The 20,523-nt window shown below is 36.8% G+C and carries 17 protein-coding genes; 12 read left to right on the top strand and 5 right to left on the bottom strand.

Features of this window, described 5'->3' with window-relative positions:
• The first annotated feature begins 4 nt into the window (after positions 1-4).
• The gene (locus ACVWYN_RS02630) at positions 5-718 is read left to right on the top strand and encodes a glycosyltransferase family 2 protein (protein ID WP_457287265.1); all 714 of its coding nucleotides are present in this window, start codon (positions 5-7) and stop codon (positions 716-718) included.
• Here the strand turns inward: ACVWYN_RS02630 and ACVWYN_RS02635 are convergent.
• From ACVWYN_RS02635 to ACVWYN_RS02645, 3 genes are all read right to left on the bottom strand, one after another.
• Positions 707-1,675 (bottom strand): glycosyltransferase, encoded by a 969-nt coding sequence (locus tag ACVWYN_RS02635; protein ID WP_457287266.1) that lies wholly within the window; start codon positions 1,673-1,675, stop codon positions 707-709. The two genes, ACVWYN_RS02630 and ACVWYN_RS02635, sit on opposite strands and share 12 nt — an antisense overlap.
• A gap of 1 nt (position 1,676) precedes the next feature.
• Positions 1,677-2,471 carry a glycosyltransferase family 2 protein gene (locus tag ACVWYN_RS02640; RefSeq protein WP_457287267.1) on the bottom strand — a complete coding sequence of 265 codons (795 nt, stop codon included), beginning with the start codon at positions 2,469-2,471 and terminating at the stop codon, positions 1,677-1,679.
• 122 nt (positions 2,472-2,593) lie between these two features.
• Positions 2,594-4,120 (bottom strand): glycosyltransferase, encoded by a 1,527-nt coding sequence (locus tag ACVWYN_RS02645; RefSeq protein ID WP_457287268.1) that lies wholly within the window; start codon positions 4,118-4,120, stop codon positions 2,594-2,596.
• A 303-nt stretch (positions 4,121-4,423) separates the two neighbouring features.
• Between ACVWYN_RS02645 and ACVWYN_RS02650 the strand changes: the two genes are divergently transcribed.
• From ACVWYN_RS02650 to recG, 4 genes are all read left to right on the top strand, one after another.
• Complete coding sequence (locus tag ACVWYN_RS02650; protein WP_457287656.1) at positions 4,424-5,761, top strand: OmpA family protein; 1,338 nt, start codon at positions 4,424-4,426, stop codon at positions 5,759-5,761.
• Between the two features lie 94 nt (positions 5,762-5,855).
• Entirely contained in the window at positions 5,856-6,236 is a 381-nt protein-coding gene (locus ACVWYN_RS02655) for a RidA family protein (RefSeq protein ID WP_457287269.1), read from the top strand.
• Between the two features lie 169 nt (positions 6,237-6,405).
• Positions 6,406-6,756, top strand: a complete 351-nt coding sequence (locus ACVWYN_RS02660) for a hypothetical protein (RefSeq protein ID WP_457287270.1) — start codon at positions 6,406-6,408, stop codon at positions 6,754-6,756.
• Positions 6,757-6,760: 4 nt separating this feature from the next.
• Complete coding sequence (gene recG / locus ACVWYN_RS02665) at positions 6,761-8,866, top strand: ATP-dependent DNA helicase RecG (protein WP_457287271.1); 2,106 nt, start codon at positions 6,761-6,763, stop codon at positions 8,864-8,866.
• Here recG and ACVWYN_RS02670 read toward each other — a convergent pair whose 3' ends face one another.
• Entirely contained in the window at positions 8,867-10,087 is a 1,221-nt protein-coding gene (locus ACVWYN_RS02670; RefSeq protein ID WP_457287272.1) for a serine hydrolase domain-containing protein, read from the bottom strand.
• Positions 10,088-10,276: 189 nt separating this feature from the next.
• On the opposite strand from ACVWYN_RS02670, the gene fumC reads away from it, so the two are divergent.
• Genes fumC through ACVWYN_RS02685 form a run of 3 tightly spaced genes read left to right on the top strand, consistent with a single transcriptional unit; the run spans position 10,277 to position 12,978 of the window.
• Positions 10,277-11,674 carry a class II fumarate hydratase gene (gene fumC, locus ACVWYN_RS02675; protein WP_457287273.1) on the top strand — a complete coding sequence of 466 codons (1,398 nt, stop codon included), beginning with the start codon at positions 10,277-10,279 and terminating at the stop codon, positions 11,672-11,674.
• A 9-nt stretch (positions 11,675-11,683) separates the two neighbouring features.
• Positions 11,684-12,178 (top strand): fumarate hydratase, encoded by a 495-nt coding sequence (locus tag ACVWYN_RS02680; protein WP_457287274.1) that lies wholly within the window; start codon positions 11,684-11,686, stop codon positions 12,176-12,178.
• An 11-nt stretch (positions 12,179-12,189) separates the two neighbouring features.
• Entirely contained in the window at positions 12,190-12,978 is a 789-nt protein-coding gene (locus ACVWYN_RS02685; RefSeq protein WP_457287275.1) for a S1/P1 nuclease, read from the top strand.
• Between the two features lie 24 nt (positions 12,979-13,002).
• Here the strand turns inward: ACVWYN_RS02685 and cphA are convergent, their stop codons facing one another.
• Positions 13,003-15,618 (bottom strand): cyanophycin synthetase, encoded by a 2,616-nt coding sequence (gene cphA / locus ACVWYN_RS02690; protein WP_457287276.1) that lies wholly within the window; start codon positions 15,616-15,618, stop codon positions 13,003-13,005.
• Positions 15,619-15,820: 202 nt separating this feature from the next.
• On the opposite strand from cphA, the gene ACVWYN_RS02695 reads away from it, so the two are divergent.
• From ACVWYN_RS02695 to ACVWYN_RS02710, 4 genes are all read left to right on the top strand, one after another.
• Positions 15,821-16,696, top strand: a complete 876-nt coding sequence (locus ACVWYN_RS02695) for a cyanophycinase (RefSeq protein WP_457287277.1) — start codon at positions 15,821-15,823, stop codon at positions 16,694-16,696.
• Between the two features lie 2 nt (positions 16,697-16,698).
• Complete coding sequence (locus ACVWYN_RS02700) at positions 16,699-17,541, top strand: isoaspartyl peptidase/L-asparaginase (RefSeq protein ID WP_457287278.1); 843 nt, start codon at positions 16,699-16,701, stop codon at positions 17,539-17,541.
• 23 nt (positions 17,542-17,564) lie between these two features.
• A complete protein-coding gene (locus ACVWYN_RS02705; protein ID WP_457287279.1) occupies positions 17,565-18,242 on the top strand; it encodes a hypothetical protein in 678 nt (225 codons plus the stop codon).
• Between the two features lie 105 nt (positions 18,243-18,347).
• Positions 18,348-20,492: a carboxy terminal-processing peptidase gene (locus ACVWYN_RS02710; protein WP_457287280.1), complete on the top strand. Its 2,145-nt coding sequence runs from the start codon at positions 18,348-18,350 to the stop codon at positions 20,490-20,492.
• Positions 20,493-20,523: the final 31 nt, after the last annotated feature.

Raw genomic sequence — 20,523 nt, forward strand, 5'->3', positions numbered from 1 at the left:
ATAAATGATCACAATAGTTATAGCCACTTATAATGCTGGTCTGGAGATAGCAGATTGTTTAGCATCAATTTTTAAGTTGGCTATTGAAGATCTGGAAGTAATTGTAGTGGATGGAGATAGTTCAGATACTACTATTGACGAGATAAAGAAATTTGAGCATCCAGGTCTGAAATGGATCAGTGAAAAAGATAAGGGTATTTATGATGCATTAAATAAAGGAGTAGAAATGGCTTCTGGTGAGTGGATCTATTTCCTGGGATCTGACGACCGCCTTTTAAAAGGCTTTAATGAATTGCTGACAAAATTAAAGGACCCAACGAGTGTTTATTATGGGAATAGTAAACCATATTATAAGAGTGTGCCTAATGATGCCTATGGACTTCTACAAGGTGAATTTTCCAATTATAGATTGGCAAAGTATTGCATGAATCATCAATCTATAATATATCCCAGGTCTGCATTTGACCTTTACGTTTATAACTTGAAATATCCTGTTTTAGCAGACTATGCATTTAATATCAGGCTATGGGGAAATGATAAGTTTATAAAGAAATTCTATCCTATGGAAATTGTTAGCTACAACATGTCCGGCTTTTCTGCAGAGACAAAAGATACATCTTTTAATAAAGATAAGCTTAGGTTGATTAGAAAGTATATGGGTTTAAATATCTATTTAAGATTGTTATTTAGGGCTATTAAAGACAAGTTAAAGCGATGAGAACTCTTTTATGACCTTAACTCTATGATCTATTTTTTTACCTTTTAAAGGGAGCAAATAGAAAATGGTGTCTTTTGCGATGCTTTTTTTAGACTTATTGATCGTAAAAAGCAGCATCAATAATGAGGTAATTAAAAGATAAAGGGACATATAGGGTTTGCCTTTGGTTTTGTACTTCATCCGTAGGGCGGTGTGGTATTTTCTTAGAATCTCATCAGAGTTTAAAAAGCCCTGCAAGAGTTTATCCCGATAGGAGTTTTCAATCCTTTCATCAGATATAAAATGATGGTAGGTCAACGTGCCATCATAGTAAAGTCGGTAATCCCTCAACGAAAGTCTTAAGCAATATTCTGTATCTTCTGAAGATAAGATGTTCTTATACTTTTCATCGATTAGAAATGAAGGGTGTTTTTCATAAATTTTTAGATACACTGATCTTCTTGTTGCCATACCCGCACCCCATAAATATTTTCTAGGGTTTAAAAAGCCGGTTGATTTTGCTTGGGGACCAACGGCATATGCATATTGATATTTAGCAAACCAGTTAGGTAAGGTTGTGCCAGGTTTAATGGCAGGGAAACCGAACCCACCTAAGGCAGAAATTTCTGGACTTAAAAATAATGTTTGAAATACCTTTGCCACATAGTCACTAGCCAACCAGTTATCATCGTCACAAATAATAATGTATTCATAGTTTGCTGTGGAAACAGCCTTCTGTAAAGCAAATAGTTTTCCAGGCTGACTTTCTTTTACAATACTTAAAGGCAGAGGTGTATGTTTTTCCCATTCGGCTTTAGCGATTTCAATGGAGTTATCTGTAGAACCATTATCTGCCAGAATTACTTCCCAGTGGATCTGATCTGGAACGATTTGATTTGCAAGATGGTTGATGGTTTCAGTAATTCTTTCTGCACCATTAAAAGTACATACAATAACAGAAACACCTGTGTTGGCCATGTTATGTTTCTTTGTAGCCGACGCTTGCATAGGTTGATTTTTCTGAAATAGTTTTTCTATAAATAATATCATTAGGGCCAGTATTGGCTCTTGAATTTATTTTATGAAAAATATGAAAACACAAAGCGGCCATTTTAAGTCGTTTTCGCTTGACGCCCGAATGTAATAGTCGCGCACCAAATTCATAATCCTCGCCACCCCAGCCTTCAAATGTGTTGTAATAGCCATTTATTGCAATGTAGTCTTTTCTCCAAAAAGCAAGGTTACACCCTTTGATGTGATAAGGATTGGAGGGGTCTAGTAAAAATATTTTAGTTAAAAGAGGAATTCTGATTGCATTGAATCTGCTGTATAACCCAGTTGAAAAGAAGGATAAATTAATTTGTTTTGACTTTAAAATTTCATTTGCTTTTTTTTCTTCAATCATTGCACGGCTTCCTTGTACAAAGTAACCCTTTCGCGCTTCCTTTATATGATCCTCAATAAATTTGGGGTGAAGAATAATGTCGCCATCTATTTCTATAATATAGTCGGATTGAATCTCTTTTACAGCTTTGTTTAGGATAAGGCTTTTTCTAAATCCATTATCTTCATGCCAAACATGCGTAATAGGGACACTAAGTTTTTGTTGAAAGGACAAGATTATTTTCTTTGTATCCTCACTTGAACCATCATCAGCAATTATAATCTCATCTGGCATTTTTGTTTGCTGAGTTAGACTAGCCAAAACTAGCTCTAGAGCTTGAGGCCAGTTATAAGTAGAAATTAATAAGGCAACGCTTGGTTGATTTTGCATTAAAAAATTTGAAGGATGAAATGCAAATTTAGTAGTTTTAATGGTCTAAACCTAGTTGTCCAATTGGTGGCCCAAGATATATGACTAGCGCTACATTAGTATTACTTGGTGTCGAAATCATTTTAGGCAATTCTATCATAATTTTTGTATTCAGCCAGGCGAATGCCCGTTAGCTTGTAAAATTTCTCAAGTAGTCGTCTTCTCAGGTTTAATTTTCTTTTAAGTTTTGTTGGATCAAAATTAAACTTCCAGTTTGCATCTTGAATTCTCTTTTTCATTACCTGGGGTTGAGTATTTGAATATGCGATAAGACGGTCTGCGTTTCCATAATCAAATTCTGCGGTTTCTGGCACTACTTCAATTTTTGCATTTTCATCATAGAAGGTATTAAAGTTCTGCTTCTTTCTAACCAGTCCAGCTGGGGGTTTGACCCATCCATAATGGTTGATGTGCGCATCGATCAGTTTCACTTTTATTTTTCTTCCATTTATACGAAACCCTTGTGCGTCTCTATAGGATTGTACTTCTAAATTTCTTCTCAGAATTCTTATCTCCCTCCTATACCATCTCCTTGATTCAGCAATGAAATCATAAGAACCATAGAAGTGGTTATATTTAAATAAAAGCCCTTCTATTTCCTTTTTATTTAGACAGATTTCCATCTCTTTTTTTATAAGGGGAAGATCCATTTCATGAATGGCTTCATCTCCCTGAATATAAAATGCCCAATCGGCATCTTTAGAAATTGCATTAAAAGCTTTGTCTGTTTCTGCTGCGAAAACTGCACCTCCCTTTTTTAAAGATTCGTCCCACGTGGTATCAATTATTTTGATTTTAGGCGAACCAATATCTTCGATCAGTTTTCTGGTTTCATCCGAGGATTTACCGATGGCGACTATAAATTCATCGCACAAAAGGAGTATGGAAGTAATGGCCTCCACAATTGGATAATCGTTTAAAACGGCATTTCTTATGAATGTGAATCCAGCTACTTTCATTGTTTTATGGAGAACCGAGGTTTTAGTTTGTGCTTTTTTCCAGTGCTCTCCTTTTTCATAAAGCAATTTGTTTAAAAAGTATTTAAATTTTAAATGACCATTATAATCAGTACCCTCCACTCTGTATTTAATATCAGGGTTGATTTTTATGCATTCCATGATTGCTTTGGTATAAGCACTTGGCCCAGTCATTTTATGCACATCGTTAGGGAAAGAGTTGTTTTCCAGGTTTTCAATGACAATCTCCATTGTCTTTACTAAGAAGGGGTGGTTTGGTTCAAATATTAGTGCCCATTGAACATATAGATCGGGATTTCGTTCTGTGGATAATACAGCAACATCGGTTTCCTTAATAAAATCTGAAAGTTTACCCTTAATATCACTGTCAATATCAAGATAAACCCCTCCCTTTTTTGAAAGTATAGCGTACCTGAAAAAATCTGCTTTAGCGGCACCGATCTGTATTTTTTTATAGAGGGTTAGGATATGGCTATTGAATTCTCGTGCAATAAAATCTTCAATCCTTTGATCATCATAAAATTCGTAGATATACTCCGGGTTTTTTTTTCTAAATCTGGCAACATGCCATTTAGTAAGTGCGGGCAAAGATGCCGACTTGAAGGTTTGATGAATTATTTTAGGAATCGGCATTACAGATGATTATTCGGCTAAAATATCAAAATAATAAATAGAAGAAAGAAGTGTCTATAAAACTGGACTGGATACTGTATTAGAATATACATGTGTATTTATTCTTGTAAGTTAAAAAAAAACTGCAAATTGTTATGTTTTTATGTATGTGGCATTAATTACTATTAAATTTGACTTATTATGGCATTTTGCAGAGTTTGGAACGGAGTTTGTATAGTGTTTTGAGAAATTAAAAATTTGTTTATTTTTGCTACACAAAAAAAATACACAATTAAAATTTGTTTAACCTTAAAAAAGAAAATTATGAATTATTCTACTTTAAAAAAGAGTCTTGCAGTTTCTTTTGTAGCGTTACTGGGAGTTTCCTCTCTAGCTAATGCTCAAGATTCTACTATGACATCTTCTTCTGCCAAAGTATTTGGTGGTAGAGGTCAGTACAGAACTTGGTCTATTGGAGTTAATGCGGGTGTTTTATCACCGTTCATTGCTATCGGCGGATCAAATGATTTTACTAACTGGGATCCTACTTTAGGTTACGGTGTTTCATTGAGAAAACAATTAGGTCATGCATTTGGCTTAGAAGGTAACATTTTCCGTGGAAAAGTTTCTGGAACTAATCAAGACGCTCCAGGTGGAATTGTTAATGGTATCAAAGATTTCGAAACTGAAATTGGTTACTCAGCTGATTTAAGAGGTGTTGTTAATGTTGCAACTGTTGATTTCTTACGTCGTGAGAATTCAGTTAATTTCTTCGTAACAGCTGGTTATGGTTTGATCGCTTATGCTCCACACCCTAACACTGCAAATCCTGCAACTGATTGGAAAGATAAAGCTGGTAATGACCACAACAACAAATACGTTAAAGAAGCTTATATCCCAGTTGGTGCTGGTATTAAGTTTAAAGTTTCTGAGCGTGTATCATTTAACTTAGGTTATACTATGCACTTTCTTGACGCTGATAACTTTGATGGAGTTTATGCTAAAGCAACAACTAAAGACAAATTCTCTTATGGATATGCTGGTCTTGAGTTCTCTCTAGGTTCTGGTGCTAAACCAAACTTGGATTGGGTTAACCCACTTGCTTTAATGTATGATGAATTGAAAGATCCAACATTACGTCAAGAAGTTGAAGCTTTGAAAAACCGTGTGTCTAACGTAGAGAAATCTATCGAAGATTTGAAAAAAGATACTGATGGTGATGGTGTTTCTGATCAATTTGACAAATGCCCTGGAACTCCAGCAGGTACTGCAGTTGATGGTTCAGGATGTCCTCTACCTAAAATGGTAGAAGCTGCTATGCCTATGGGAACTGCAACTGGCTTTGAAGCAATCCAATTTGAATTTAACTCTTCAGTTTTAAAAACTGAAGCTTATCCTACTTTAGATAAATTATCTTCAGTATTGCGTGAAAACGGTGGTAAAGTAGCTGTTAATGGTTACGCTTCTAGCGAAGGTACTGCTGCATACAATATGAAGTTATCTAAAGACAGAGCTAATTCTGTTAAAACTTACTTAGTAAACTCTGGTGTTAACGCTAGTCAAGTTGCTACTAAAGGTCTAGGTGAAGCTAATCCAATTGCTTCTAACGATACTGAAGAAGGTCGTATCCAAAACCGTCGTGTTGAGACTGCTAGAAACTAGTATCTCCTAACATAAATTATAAAAAGAGGGCTTCTTAACTGAAGCCCTCTTTTTTATTTTTAAATTTGCGTTAAACCATAACATAGTTGTAATCATGAATAAAGTAATAAATACTACGAATGCTCCAGCTCCAATCGGCCCATACAGTCAGGCGGTTATTGCAAATGGTTTCTTATTTCTTTCCGGACAAATTCCTATTAATCCCGAAAATGGAGAAGTAGTGACTTCAAGTATCGAGGAAGAGACCCATCAGGTGATGAGAAATATTAAAGCTTTACTAATAGAAGCTTCTTATGATTTTAAGGATGTTGTGAAGGCAACTATTTTTATATCAGACATGAGTCTGTTTGCCAACATCAATGAAGTTTATGGATCTTATTTTCAAAGTAATTTCCCTGCCAGAGAAACAGTAGCTGTTAAAGGCCTGCCAAAAGGAGTTAACGTTGAAATTTCCATTACTGCATACAAGAGCTAATTTTGCCCAAACAACAACTAAGGCCTTTTTTTCATGAGCTATGTTCTTCGCTATATGGGGCTTTTTTCCAATTCCTTTAAGAAACCTTAAGGGATATCCTGCAACAGAGATTCTATATTATCGAATTTTCACTTCACTTATTTTCGTGCGGTTTGCTATATTAGTTTTTATGAGGAAGGAGTTAAAGAAGGATATTAGTTATTTTTCGGCATCAACAGTTAAAGAGGAAAGAAGTACTATACCCTCGGCTTTTTGGTTTTGGGAAAACATTATTGTTGTCGCTACAATCTTCACCATATTGCCACTGTTTCTTAGCCTATACGCTTTGATTGGGATTCCATCATCCACTTTTGGTATTATCCTTTACATAAATCCAATCATCGCTTTTACTTTAGCAATGGTGTACTTCGGCGAAAAGGTTGACACGCATAAGTTAGCTGCATATTTTCGTTTACTACTATCTGTTTTTAATTGGAGTATAATAAAAGATATATCTACATTTAAGCACAATAACAGATAGCATTTTGTTTGCTGACAGCTTAGATACTGGAATAGAATTTTTAAAGGGCGTTGGACCTAAGCGTGCCGAAATCTTACAAAAAGACCTCGGCATATTTTCTTGTGAACAATTATTATCACACTATCCTTTCCGATATATAGATAGAACCAGGTTTTATAAGGTTAATGAATTAAATTCTGATCTTCCCTATGTACAAATATTAGGTCGTATTACAAACAAGGAGCAGGTTGGTGAGAAGCAAAAAAAGCGAATTGTGGCTCGCCTTACTGATGAAACGGGCGCTATAGAGCTTGTGTGGTTTCAAAGTTTAAAGTGGGTAGAAGAGCATGTCATAAAAGGAAAGGTATATATCATATTCGGCAAGCCTAACTTGTTTAATGGTATTTTCAGCATTTCACATCCGGAGGTAGAAAGCTATCCCCGACAATTTAATATCGCTGGTAATTTAACCTTACAACCGGTTTATCACACTTCAGAAAAACTTAAAAAGGTTTTATTGGATAGCAGAGCAATACAAAAACTTCAGAATCAACTCCTTGAACAGTTCATCAGTCAAATAAAGGAGACTATTCCGCCTTATATACTTGAAAAAAATAATTTGGTAAGTAGAAAGGAAGCTTTATTGAGTATTCATTTTCCTAAAGATTTACAGCGTTTAAAGTCGGCAGAGAGCAGATTGAAGTTTGAGGAATTACTATTTATCCAATTACAATTATTAAACAATAAACAGCAACGGGAATTACGATTTAAAGGACATGTTTTTAAGTTGGTAGGCAATTTTGTCATTACTTTTTATAAGGAACTGCTTCCATTTGAATTTACGGATGCCCAAAAGCGGGTGATTAAGGAGATACGATTAGATACACAAAGAGGTATACAAATGAACCGGCTTGTGCAGGGAGATGTTGGCAGTGGCAAAACTGCGGTGGCGCTTATTAGTATGCTTTTAGCGAACGACAACGGTTACCAGGCCTGTATGATGGCCCCTACAGAAATACTTGCCCGACAACATTTCCAATCGGTCATCTCCCTTTTAGATGGAAAGCTGGTGAATGTTGGGATACTTACCGGGACCTCTACAAAGAAGCAGCGAACCATAATCCATCAACAGTTGGAAGATGGAACTTTGGATATCTTGATTGGTACTCATGCTGTGATAGAAGATAAAGTGGTATTCAAAAATCTTGGCTTAGTTGTTATAGATGAACAACACCGTTTCGGCGTGGAACAAAGGGCTCGCCTTTGGCGAAAAAATGCTATCCCGCCACATATTCTTGTAATGACAGCTACCCCTATCCCTAGAACGTTGGCGATGACGCTGTACGGTGATTTGGACGTGTCTGTTATAGATGAATTGCCTGCTGGAAGGAAGCCAATACAAACGTTACATCTTTATGAGGGACAACGATTGAGGATGTTTGGTTTTATGAAACAAGAAATTGCTAAAGGAAGGCAGGTATATATTGTATATCCATTGATTAAAGAAAGTGAAAAACTTGATCTTTTACATCTTGAAGCAGGAATTGAACAGGTTAGATATCAGTTTCCGCTGCCTGATTATCAGATTAGCATTGTTCATGGTAAAATGCACAATTCGGATAAGGAATTTGAAATGCGCCGGTTTGTAGAAGGTAAAGCACAAATTATGGTTGCAACTACCGTAATTGAGGTAGGTGTTAATGTTCCCAATGCATCAGTGATGATCATTGAAAATGCAGAGCGCTTTGGATTGTCTCAATTACACCAGCTACGAGGTAGAGTTGGCAGGGGTGCTGATCAATCTTACTGTATATTGATGTCTGGCAATAAACTTAGCCGAGAGGGCAAGCTTCGTTTGGAAACGATGGTGAAAACAAATAATGGATTTGAGATATCAGAGATCGATCTGCAATTAAGAGGGCCGGGAGACTTATCCGGAACTCAGCAAAGCGGTGTTCTGGATTTAAAATTAGCAGACCTGGCTACTGATCAGCTTATACTTCAGCGGGCACGGGAAACAATTATGGATGTGCTGAAAGAAGACCCACACCTCACAAATCCTCAAAATTCACTTTTCAAGAGTTTTATTGATAAACGAAGTAGAGGTATAGCATTGGATAAAATTTCCTGATTATTCCTCGTCACTCCCTGGCAAAGACCCAGTGCCTGAATATGCTCCTTTTCTAATGATTGGCGTTTTCATATATTTATAAAGGTCGTCAAGATGTAATAAACTTCCATTGGTAAGATTTCCAAGGAAAATGATAACTATGTCTTTATCGATATCTCTCACATAAATATGTCTGAATCCGTGCCACCAACCAGTGTGGTAAACAACTTTTCTACCATTCTCACCGTCAAATATTCTCCATCCGTAACCATAGTTAAAATGACCATTTATAGGTTTATTGTGCCCTTTATAGGCCGAATCAAGACTTTGTTTGGTAAGCAATCTTCCGTTTTTTAATGATTTATCGTATAACACAAGATCATGAAGTGTGCTATAAATCCCTTTATCACCAACAGGCCCGTCAAGGAAATTCTGCACCACCGAATACCTAAATGTACGATCGTGTCCAACTACATCTACAGGAATCTTGGGGTAAACCGTGGTGGAATAGACGTGGGTATGTTTCATGCCCGCCGGTTTAAAGATGTTTTCCATCATATAGTCTGCGTATTTCTTGCCGGTAACTTTTTCTATAATTGCTGCCAATACCATGAAATTAGAGTTGTTGTAATGGAATCTTGTATCGGGTTTTGCATACCGGTTAGGTTTATACTCAGCAATTAAGTTCATCACATCAAGATTACTCATTGCCTTTTTCTTGTCTTTCCAAATGCCATCTGTAAAGTATACATAATTCATCATTCCGCTTCTATGGGAAAGCAATAGCTTTACAGTAACTCCCTCATAAGGAAAATTGGGATAAAACTTTTTTACATCATCAGTAAGGGAAATCTTTTTTTGTTCAACAAGTTGCATGATCGCAGTCCCAGTAAAAGTCTTGGTAATAGAGGCAAGTTCAAATTCTGAATTTATTTTTAAACTGTCCCTATGCAGGTAATCTGCCCATCCTATCGCTTTTTCATATAAAATTTTTCCGTTTTTTGCCACTAGCATGTTACCGTTAAAGCCATACTTTTTATGTAGGTTGTAAACGAAGTCTGCTATCCATTTGTCGCCTTTGGCTGGGTTATATACTAGTAATAGGCTATCTGCTTTATCATCATTTGCAGTTCTTTCTTTGCTTAGTTTTTTTAGTTCCTCGGTTTTCTTGGAGTCAGGAGAACAACTAAGTAATAGAATTGATGCCGTTAAGGCAATGGCTAAAGTATTGCGATATATCATGAAATAGATTGTGTTCAAATAAAGCTGGAAAATTAAGGATATAAACCCTTTTAATTTAAAAGAGTTTTAAACATTCACATTTTCATTTTTTAAATTGTCAAAATATTCAATCGTGTTAAATATCTTACATAATTCCAATAGTTTCATTCTCAAAAGGCTTAAATTTGATCCGAATAATTAAATAGCGATATGAGTTTTAGAATAGAGCATGACACGATGGGCGAAGTACAGGTTCCATCAGATAAATACTGGGGCGCACAAACTGAACGTTCAAGGAATAATTTCAAAATCGGACCAGAGGCTTCGATGCCAAAAGAAATTATTCATGCTTTTGGTTATTTAAAAAAGGCTGCTGCTTTGGCCAATACAGAGCTTGGAGTTTTAAGCAAAGAAAAGGCAGATTTAATTGCCAATGCATGCGATGAAGTAATTGACGGAAGTCTGGATGAACAGTTTCCACTTGTCATTTGGCAAACTGGATCTGGAACGCAGAGTAATATGAATGCCAATGAAGTAATTGCAAATAGGTCTCATGTTATTAAAGGTGGAGCTCTTTCTGACGATAAAAAGATATTACATCCAAACGATGATGTAAATAAATCTCAATCTTCAAATGACACATACCCTACAGCTATGCACATTGCAGCATACAAACAGGCTGTAGAAATCACAATTCCGGGGCTTGAGAAGCTTCGTGGCACTTTAAATTTAAAGGCTATAGAATTCAAAGACATTGTTAAAACGGGTAGAACCCATTTTATGGATGCCACGCCTTTAACTTTAGGACAGGAATTTTCTGGTTATGTGCAACAGATCGATAATAGTGTAAGAGCTATAAAAAATGCACTGGTTGTTGTAAGCGAACTTGCTCTGGGTGGTACTGCGGTAGGAACCGGTCTAAATACCCCCAAAGGATATGATGTACTTGTTGCGCAAAAGATTGCTGATCTTACAGGCTTACCGTTTGTAACTGCACCAAATAAATTTGAAGCATTGGCTGCGCATGATGCGATGGTGGAACTATCTGCTGCTTATAAGCGCACTGCCATATCGCTTATGAAGATAGCTAATGATATACGAATGCTAAGTTCAGGTCCTCGTTGTGGCATAGGGGAGATTATCATTCCTGATAATGAGCCGGGTTCATCCATTATGCCTGGAAAGGTAAATCCAACTCAGCCCGAAGCTATGACTATGGTTTGTGCACAGGTAATGGGGAATGATGTAACTGTAGGCATTGGTGGCAGCAATGGTCACTTTGAGTTAAACGTGTTTAAGCCTGTTATCGCTGCAAATGTTCTTCAATCAGGCCGACTTATCGGAGATGCTTGTGTCTCATTTAACGACAAATGTGCAAATGGTATATTGCCTAATCTACCAGAAATCAAAAAGCATCTTCAAAACTCCTTAATGTTAGTAACGGCCTTAAATCCACATGTTGGTTATGAAAATGCTGCTAAGATTGCAAAAAAAGCACATAAGGAAAACAAAACGTTAAAGGAAGCTTCTGTAGAATTAGGATTACTTACCGCTGATCAGTTTGATGCATGGGTTCGTCCAGAGGATATGGTAGGCAGTTTAAAGTAATCGCTGATTATGCCCAAGCTTTTAATTGTCTTTTTGTTAATCATTTGTATTATTACCTCATGTAAGCGGCTGCCGGATATTCAAGGAAAAGGTGCATCTTTTTTTCAAGGGGTATGGACCCAGGATAGTATAGAGAATTTAAATACATTATTAAGTTTTACACAACATAAGTTAAAGATCTCCTGTGATTCCTTCTATGTTGATTTAATAACCCACTCTAAGGTTAATTACTATTCAGACTCATGTTTTAATAATGGAGTATGGAGGGAATATGCCAAGGGAACCTATGAAGTAAAAAATGATACCATTTTCCTAACGGGAACGTTTACCAAACAGAATTATAAGCAAAAAATCTCAGGATGTTTCCAAATAGGACAATATATAAAGTCCTTCAAAGTTTTAAAGTCTGAAAAGGACAAATTAAAACTTGAAAGTACCGATAACCAAAGAATTATTAGTCTCACTTTAAAAGAGCATATATTGTGTATTCCAAAAGCACTTTAAATTAAGAATAAATGAAAAGATATATAAAAGCACTTCTACTGATCATTGCAGCTTATATGCCATCTCAAGCTGGAGCATGGAGCATGTTGGGTCATAGGATTGTTGGTCAGATAGCAGAAAACCACTTAACTTCAAGATCTAAAAAGGCAATAAGGCTAATTCTAGGAAATGAAAGTCTGGCAATGGCCAGTAACTGGGGAGATTTCATTAAGTCAGACTCAAATTATGATTCTCTATATAATTGGCACTTCGTAAATCTTCAATCTGGGCTTGATAAAAAAGATTTATTCCAATATCTGGACACAGAAAAAGATGCAAATGTTTACAACAAATCGTTGCAATTAATTAGCATTTTAAAAAATAAGCACACCACCTTAGAACAAAGAAAATTTGCTTTAAGAATTTTGGTGCATTTAATAGGTGATCTCAACCAGCCAATGCACGTTGCTCATAAAGATGACTTAGGTGGCAATAAAGTAAATGTAACCTGGTTTGGAGAAAAGTCTAATCTACATAGAGTTTGGGATGATCAATTAATTGAATACCAAAAATTAAGTTACACAGAATATGCAAAGGCAATTGATTTTTCTTCATCACAAGACATGGTTTCCTGGAAATCAAAATCTCTATATGATTTTGTTTATAACTCTTACTTAGTCTGTACTAAGATTTACGATAATACAAAGCCAGATTCTAAGTTAAGTTACAAGTACAATTTTGATTTTGTTGATACACTGAATAGACAATTACTTACTGGAGGCATCTGTTTGGCAAATATTTTAAATGATATTTACAAATAGAAATTCCCTTCAGTCTAAATTAATCTATACACCAAACTCCTTATCCAGGTATTCTGTCACTTTACCAATAGCATTATCAATGGTATCGCTTAGAATAGTAATGTAGGAACCTGGTTTTGCAGTCGCCATAATATATTTAAAACAATCGGAGCCATCGTTATTAATGGTGACTTCTTTAATTGGTTCAACTTGCTTGATTCCGGCAATTAATAGGTCTATCAGTTCTTGTCTTGTTCTGCCACGCAAGTATTTTTCTTGGCAGATGATGATACGGTCGAACATTTGTGCAGCAATTCTCGCAGTTTCTATAATATCTTCATCTCTTCTGTCTCCGGTTCCTGATATTACTCCAACATGCTCTGTAGCTTCAATAGACTTTAGAAAGCCCTTAATTCCATTAAATCCATCAGGATTATGCGCAAAATCTACCAGCACCTTAAATTCCTTAAATTTAAAGATATTCATCCTTCCTGGAGTTTGCGCTGCTGAAGGAATGAATGTCTCTAACGACATCTTAATATCTTCTATCTTATACCCATATAAAAATGTTGCTAAAGTTGCAGCTAATACATTCTGAATCATAAAATCGACGGTGCCACCAAATGTAAGAGGTATGTGTGTTACCTTTTCCACCCTTATTTTCCATTCGCCTTTTTTGATGGTAATGTATCCGTTTTCGTAAACAGCGGCGATTCCACCTTTTTTTCCATGCTCAACAATTATTGGATTGTTTTCATCCATACTAAAGTACGCTACATTACAATCAGCGTTCTCAGCAATCCTAATACAATACTTATTGTCAGCATTTAGTACAGCCCAGCCTGATCTTTTTACTGCACCAATTACTACCGCCTTAACGCGGGTAAGATCGTCAAGGGTATTGATGTCTGATATGCCCAAATGATCTTCCTGTATATTAGTCACCACCCCTATATCGCAACTGTTAAAGCCTAAGCCGGCTCTTAATATTCCGCCCCGGGCAGTTTCCAAAACAGCAAATTCTACTGTAGGGTCTCTTAGGATAAATTCAGTACTAATCGGGCCAGTGGTATCGCCCTTCATCAGTTTAGTGTTTTGTACATAAATCCCGTCAGATGTAGTAAAACCAACGCGTGTACCATTGCTTTTCACTATATGTGCTATAAGTCTGGTTGTTGTGGTCTTTCCGTTTGTTCCGGTAACCGCAATAATTGGTATACGGGCAGATTTACCTATCGGATAAAGCATATCTATAACAGGTGCAGCAACATTTCTGGCCAGCCCCTCGCTTGGTGCCAAGTGCATTCTAAAACCAGGGGCAGCGTTCACCTCTAGTACTACACCGCCGTTTTCCGGCAGGGGCTGTGTAAGGTTTTCTGCCATAATGTCTATTCCGCAAATATCTAAGCCAATTATCCTTGAGATCCTTTCAGCAATAAATATATTTTGTGGATGTACAAGGTCCGTCACATCTATGGATGTTCCTCCTGTACTTAAATTAGCCGTGGACTTTAGGTACACAACCTCACCTTTCTGTGGTATAGTTTCTAGTGTGTAGGATTTTTTCTCCAGTAAATCCATTGTATCACGATCAACCTTTATTTCGGTTAGTACGTTTTCGTGTCCATAGCCACGTCTCGGATCCTCATTTTCTTTATCTATAAGTTGTTGTATAGTACTGTTATTATTACCTGTAATATGAGCGGGAACCCTTAAAGCAGCAGCCACCATTTTATGATCTATAACTAGTACTCTAAAGTCGTAACCTGTAATAAATTTTTCAATAATGATCTTTCTTGAATAGTTTTTTGCGTATTCAAACGCAGCTTTAGCTGCCTCATCGGTTTTTACGTTAATGGATGCACCTTTACCATGATTTCCATCAAGGGGCTTAAAAACCAATGGATACCCTAGTTTTTTAATCGTAGCAGGCAAATCTTCAATGTCAGATAAGGTAACGCCATTGGCAACTGGAATTGCTGCATCTTGTAAAAGCCTTTTAGTTTCGTCTTTATTGCAGGCAATATCAACCGCAATACTGTTTGTACGCTCCGTCATTGTTGCGCGGAACCTTACTTGATTCTTGCCATAACCTAGCTGTACAAGTGAGCTTTTGTTTAGTCTTATCCACGGGATGTCTCTGGCAATTGCCTCATCAACAATTGATCCTGTACTTGGCCCAAGACGCTCCAACTCTCTAAGCTCGCGCATTTTTTGTATATCGCCCTCCAAATCATAATCTATTCCGTTGATTAGTGCTTCGGCTATTCTTACTGCCGATTCTGCAGCGAACATTCCTGCTTTTTCTTCTAAATAACTAAATACAACATTGTAAATGCCTTCTGTTTTTGTACTTCTAGTGCGTCCAAATCCGGTATTCATTCCGGCAAGTGTTTGGGTTTCTAACGCAATGTGTTCAATAACATGCCCCATCCATGTACCGTCATTTACCCGTTCCAAAAAGCCGCCGGGAGCACCTTTAGAACACCTATGAGTAGACAATGAAGGGATAAGTTTTTCGATCCGTTCTCTGAATCCATCTATCAGATTTGTCGGCAGCTGCTCAAGTTCCTCTAGGTCAAGCCTCATCTGTATTAGCTTTTTTCTTTTAATTGACCAAATATTTGGCCCTCTAAGGGCTTGAATGCTTAAAATTTTCATTAGAATGACTTTGTTTTGTGGATAGAGATTTGCGAGGTCAATTTAAATAAATTAAAAGCCAATTTTATTCCCCACAGCCAATAATTATTAAAATTATAGAAGTAATACTTAATTGCTAATTATGGCTTAATATTCACAAAAAATCTTAATTATTATACTAATGAATATATCTTTGGAAAAATTGGAAATTTAAAGGTTAATAATGACTCCAAAGGGTAAATTAATTATTATAGGTGGTGCAATAAACACTGGAAGTTTTACGGAAACTCAATTTGGACTGCCACAAAATATGAATTTTTTCGAACGTGGTATTTTAAAGAAAATTACTACGGAGTCAGTAAAGAATACAGAGTCCAGATTCGAAATTATTACTACAGCATCTCTGGTTCCTGAAAAGGTTGGTGAAGAGTATATTAAGGCTTTCTCTCAGCTTGATGTACATAATGTTGGCATACTTTCCATAAGTAGCCGTGATCAGGCCAATTCACAAGAGTTTTGTGATCGGGCAAAAGCTGCAGATGTAATTGTATTCACAGGAGGAGATCAGTTGCGATTGTCGTCAATATTTGGAGGTACCGGTTTTCATCGGATATTACTGGATAAATACCAGAATGAAGAAATTGTTATAGCAGGTACCTCTGCGGGTGCAGCGGCGAGTTCAAAGAATATGATTTATCAAGGGAGTAGTAAAGATGCCCTGCTTAAGGGTGAAGTAAAGATCACTGGCGGACTAGGATTTATTGATGACGTGATCGTAGATACTCATTTTGTTCAACGAGGTCGAATTGGCCGCCTTTTGTATGCCACAGCAAGTAATCCAGGTATCCTCGGTATCGGTCTTGGTGAAGATACAGGTTTGTATATTTCTAACGGAAATAGAATGGAAGCTATTGGAAGCGGGATGGTTATTTTAGTAGATGGCCGTGATATGGCAGATACAAATCTTACCGATGTGGAAATGGGCCAACCTGTATCCATTAAAAACATGATAGTGCATGTGATGTGCGATGGCGATATATACGATTTGTTAGAGCATAAACTTACGATCCATCACCCTAACAACATCTCAGTAGATTAACAATGAAAGTAATTATCCATGGCGGGTTTTTTAGCGAATCTGCAACCAACCAAGAAACAAAAAGAGCAAAACAGTTGGCCCTTAGGGATGTAGCAAGTAAATCCTTTGAGTTTCTACAGTATCATACTGCAGTTGAAACTGTAATTTATGCAGTGAGTTTATTGGAAGATAATGAGCTTTTTAATGCTGGTTTTGGCTCGCAATTACAAAGTGATGGAAAGGTAAGACTTAGTGCATCGCTAATGGATGGGAAAACGCAGAAATTTAGTGGTGTTATTAATGTTGAAAATGTTAAAAATCCTATAAAAATCTCCGGGCAACTAATCGCATATGATGATCGGGTATTAAGTGGTGAAGGAGCTCTTCATTTTGCGAGGGAGCATGGGCACAAATATTTTGATCCGATTACTCCACAGCGACAAGAAGAATTTGAAAAGAAACGTAATCAGCTGGAGCGTAAAGGGACAGTTGGATGCGTTGCTTTAGACCAAGACGGCAGTATTGCTGCTGGAACATCAACTGGTGGTAAGGGTTTTGAAATTCCCTCTCGCGTTAGCGACTCTGCCACTGTAGCTGGCAATTTTGCAAATGATTTTGCAGGAATTTCCTGCACAGGTGTTGGCGAAGATATTGTTAACGCTGCCTTGGCTGCAAAAATAGTTACTAGGGTTTCGGATGGAATGTCTTTAGCAGATGCTTGTAAGAAATCATTTGAAGAACTGAAACGTTTTGGCGGCTTTGCCGGAGTAATTGGAATATCGAATACAGGAGATATTGTTCATGTCGATTCTCATCCAAATATGGTTTGGGCATTCAGCGATGGAGATATAAAGGTCTTTGATTAATCTTTTTTCCATATCTTTATAGCATGAGAAAGAGTTTGTTAGCTTTTGTGGCGTTATGTTTTGCAGCCAGGTCAAATGCTCAGAACACCCATTTCTTGCCACAATCCTCAACCGGTGGGGCTTCAATTAATATTGTTGCTTCTAGTTTAGATGAGAATGAGGGTAATGCTTACTTTGTCGAAGCAGAAAGAAACGAGCGAAAAGGGGACCTAAACGAAGCAGTAACTATGTTTGGGAAAGCGGCTTTCGAGTACAATAGTTTAAAGCAACTGGATCATTATGGCGCCGCCCTCCTTCGTTTAAGCAATGCACATTATTTGTTAGAGCACTATTCTGAGGCCGAACAGGTTGTTTTAAATGTTGCAATTAAAAATTATTCTAAACTTGGCAGTAAAGGTGGACTAATTGATAGTTATAGCCAGCTGGGTAAAATCTATCTCGCGGTAAATAAATATACCCAGTCCATGTGGTTTTATACACAACAAGGTATTTTGGCCAAGCAAATCGGCAACAGTAGTGCATATATTGATTCAGTTATAGGTATCGCAAAGGTTAAAATCCGTAAAAAGGAATATTCTATGGCCCAAAAGGATCTGGATCGAGCTGAGCACCTTGCTTCAGGATTAAATGCAAGTCAATATAAAAGTAAAATAAGAGAAGCGAGGGCACTAATGCCAGTTAAAAACTTGATGAAAAAGTAATGTAATTGGTTAACTTTGCTAAGTTTACAGAAAAGAGACAGTAATAATACTGTCTCTTTTCTGTTTATTAATGAAATTGGTATCATATTAGTATGTAATTAAAAAATGGATTTTAAATTAGTGAAAGAAATGTTGAAAAGAATGTTTTTGGTAATTTTTACCGCAGCGGTCCTCGCATGTCAGGCAGCACCAAAACCTCAGGAAATGGTTAAAGGTGTTAGTAATATTATGCCAGATGCAAAGCAAGCTTTAGTTTGTAAGGAAATCGTAACCCTTATCGAAAATTATAATTATAAGAAGATGAAAGTAAATGATTCTATCTCTTCTGTGGTACTTGATAAATATATCAAAGACCTTGATCCTTCACGCAATTACTTTACTTCTGCTGATATTAAAGATTTTGAAACCTACCGCTTTAAGCTGGATGATGATTTCCGTAACGGCGATCTAAGTGCGCCGTTTTATATCTTTAATGTTTATTTAAAAAGATACAATGAATGGATCGACTACAGCGTTGCTCAAATAAAAGCTAAATATGATTTCAATGGCAATGATAAGTATGTTTATGATCGTGAAAAAATGCCTTGGGCTACATCTTCCTCAAATCTAAACTCATTATGGCAAAAACGTGTAAAATATGAGCTTATTAACTTGAAGATTGCAGGTAGTACTGATGCCAAGAATATTGAAGTTCTAACTAAACGTTATGCTAATCTTAAATCGCAGGTGTCCAAAATAAATAATCAGGACGTATTCCAGACTATAATGGACGCATTTACAGAAAGTATTGATCCACATACAAACTACTTCAATCCATCAAATGCGCAAGCATTTAGTGAAGATATGGCCAGGTCATTTGAGGGGATCGGAGCAAGACTACAAATGGAAAATGAGGTACTTAAAATTGGAGAGATTATTCCTGGCGGCCCTGCTTACAAAAGCAAATTATTGAATACTGGCGATCGGATTATTGGCGTTGCTCAAGGCAATGGTGAATTTGAAGACATTACCGGTTGGAGAATTGAAAATTCTGTTTCTAAAATTAAAGGTCCAAAGGGCACGACTGTTAGGCTGAAGATCATTCCTGTTGGCCAGGAACTTTCTGCGAAACCAGTTATAATCGCTCTTGTGAGAGAAAAGATTGTTATGGAAGATCAGTCAGCCAAGAAAAAAGTAGAAACTATTAAATCTAATGGTAATACTTATAAAATAGGAATAATTACCCTTCCGGCTTTTTATGCGGATTTTGCTGCACTGAGACAGGGGGATAAAAATTATAAGAGTACAACACGTGACGTTAGCTTATTAATAGATACGCTTAAGAATAAAGATAAAGTGGATGCTATTATTATGGATCTAAGGTCTAATGGTGGTGGATCTTTACCCGAAGCTATCAATCTTACCGGCTTGTTTATAGATAAAGGACCAGTGGTTCAGATTAAGGATCTTAGAAATGATGTTGAAGTTGATAGAGATACGGTGTCTGGTGTTGCATGGGATGGTCCTTTCGGAGTGATGGTTGATAGACTTAGTGCTTCTGCATCGGAGATATTTTCCGGTGCGATACAAGATTACGGACGTGGAATTATCTTCGGAACGCAAACGTATGGAAAAGGAACAGTGCAGTCTTCCATTAAAATGGACGATTTGGTTAATCCTTCTATACTTCAGCGCCTTGCTGCATTAGTTGGCAAAAGTGGAGCAAAAACTTCATCAAAAGAAAACCCTGATAAACCTCAGTTGGGCATTATCAATTTAACGATGGCTAAGTTTTATCGTATCAATGGAAGTAGTACTCAACATAAAGGTGTAATGCCTGATATTATTTTCCCTTCTCTTTATCCTTTGGATAAAATTGGTGAGGATACCGAGAAATCTGCCCTACCATGGGATACTGTAAATAAATCTGATTTTATACCTGTTGCAGATCTTTCTGCTACTAAAGCTGAGTTGGTTAAGCTACATGATCAAAGGATGGCAAATTCTTTGGATTATAAAATCCTTCAGCAAGATTTGTCTGATCTGAAAAAGAGGGATTCTGAAAATTCGGTTAGCCTTAATGAAACAAGGTTGAAAAAAGAACGAGATAGTTTAGAAGCTAAATCATTGTCAAAAACAAACTTGCTTAGGGCCTCAAGAGGATTAGCACCCATAAAAAAAGGTGATAAAATAGTTAAAGAAGAAAGCTTTGATTTTATACAAAATGAAAGCCTTAAAGTTATGGCCGACCTTATGCAACTAAAGCATTAAAATCGCAATAAAAATGGGGCTTTTAAAGCCC

The organism is Pedobacter sp. UYP24, from assembly GCF_054057295.1.

What these genes read in the sequence shown, in the direction of transcription:
- ACVWYN_RS02630 (WP_457287265.1), top strand. Translation starts at nt 5, where the DNA reads ATGATCACAATAGTTATAGCCACTTATAATGCTGGTCTGGAGATAGCA.
- ACVWYN_RS02635 (WP_457287266.1), bottom strand. Translation starts at nt 1,675, where the DNA reads ATGGCCAACACAGGTGTTTCTGTTATTGTATGTACTTTTAATGGTGCA.
- ACVWYN_RS02640 (WP_457287267.1), bottom strand. Translation starts at nt 2,471, where the DNA reads ATGCAAAATCAACCAAGCGTTGCCTTATTAATTTCTACTTATAACTGG.
- ACVWYN_RS02645 (WP_457287268.1), bottom strand. Translation starts at nt 4,120, where the DNA reads ATGCCGATTCCTAAAATAATTCATCAAACCTTCAAGTCGGCATCTTTG.
- ACVWYN_RS02650 (WP_457287656.1), top strand. Translation starts at nt 4,424, where the DNA reads ATGAATTATTCTACTTTAAAAAAGAGTCTTGCAGTTTCTTTTGTAGCG.
- ACVWYN_RS02655 (WP_457287269.1), top strand. Translation starts at nt 5,856, where the DNA reads ATGAATAAAGTAATAAATACTACGAATGCTCCAGCTCCAATCGGCCCA.
- ACVWYN_RS02660 (WP_457287270.1), top strand. Translation starts at nt 6,406, where the DNA reads ATGAGGAAGGAGTTAAAGAAGGATATTAGTTATTTTTCGGCATCAACA.
- ACVWYN_RS02670 (WP_457287272.1), bottom strand. Translation starts at nt 10,087, where the DNA reads ATGATATATCGCAATACTTTAGCCATTGCCTTAACGGCATCAATTCTA.
- fumC (WP_457287273.1), top strand. Translation starts at nt 10,277, where the DNA reads ATGAGTTTTAGAATAGAGCATGACACGATGGGCGAAGTACAGGTTCCA.
- ACVWYN_RS02680 (WP_457287274.1), top strand. Translation starts at nt 11,684, where the DNA reads ATGCCCAAGCTTTTAATTGTCTTTTTGTTAATCATTTGTATTATTACC.
- ACVWYN_RS02685 (WP_457287275.1), top strand. Translation starts at nt 12,190, where the DNA reads ATGAAAAGATATATAAAAGCACTTCTACTGATCATTGCAGCTTATATG.
- cphA (WP_457287276.1), bottom strand. Translation starts at nt 15,618, where the DNA reads ATGAAAATTTTAAGCATTCAAGCCCTTAGAGGGCCAAATATTTGGTCA.
- ACVWYN_RS02695 (WP_457287277.1), top strand. Translation starts at nt 15,821, where the DNA reads ATGACTCCAAAGGGTAAATTAATTATTATAGGTGGTGCAATAAACACT.
- ACVWYN_RS02700 (WP_457287278.1), top strand. Translation starts at nt 16,699, where the DNA reads ATGAAAGTAATTATCCATGGCGGGTTTTTTAGCGAATCTGCAACCAAC.
- ACVWYN_RS02705 (WP_457287279.1), top strand. Translation starts at nt 17,565, where the DNA reads ATGAGAAAGAGTTTGTTAGCTTTTGTGGCGTTATGTTTTGCAGCCAGG.
- ACVWYN_RS02710 (WP_457287280.1), top strand. Translation starts at nt 18,348, where the DNA reads ATGGATTTTAAATTAGTGAAAGAAATGTTGAAAAGAATGTTTTTGGTA.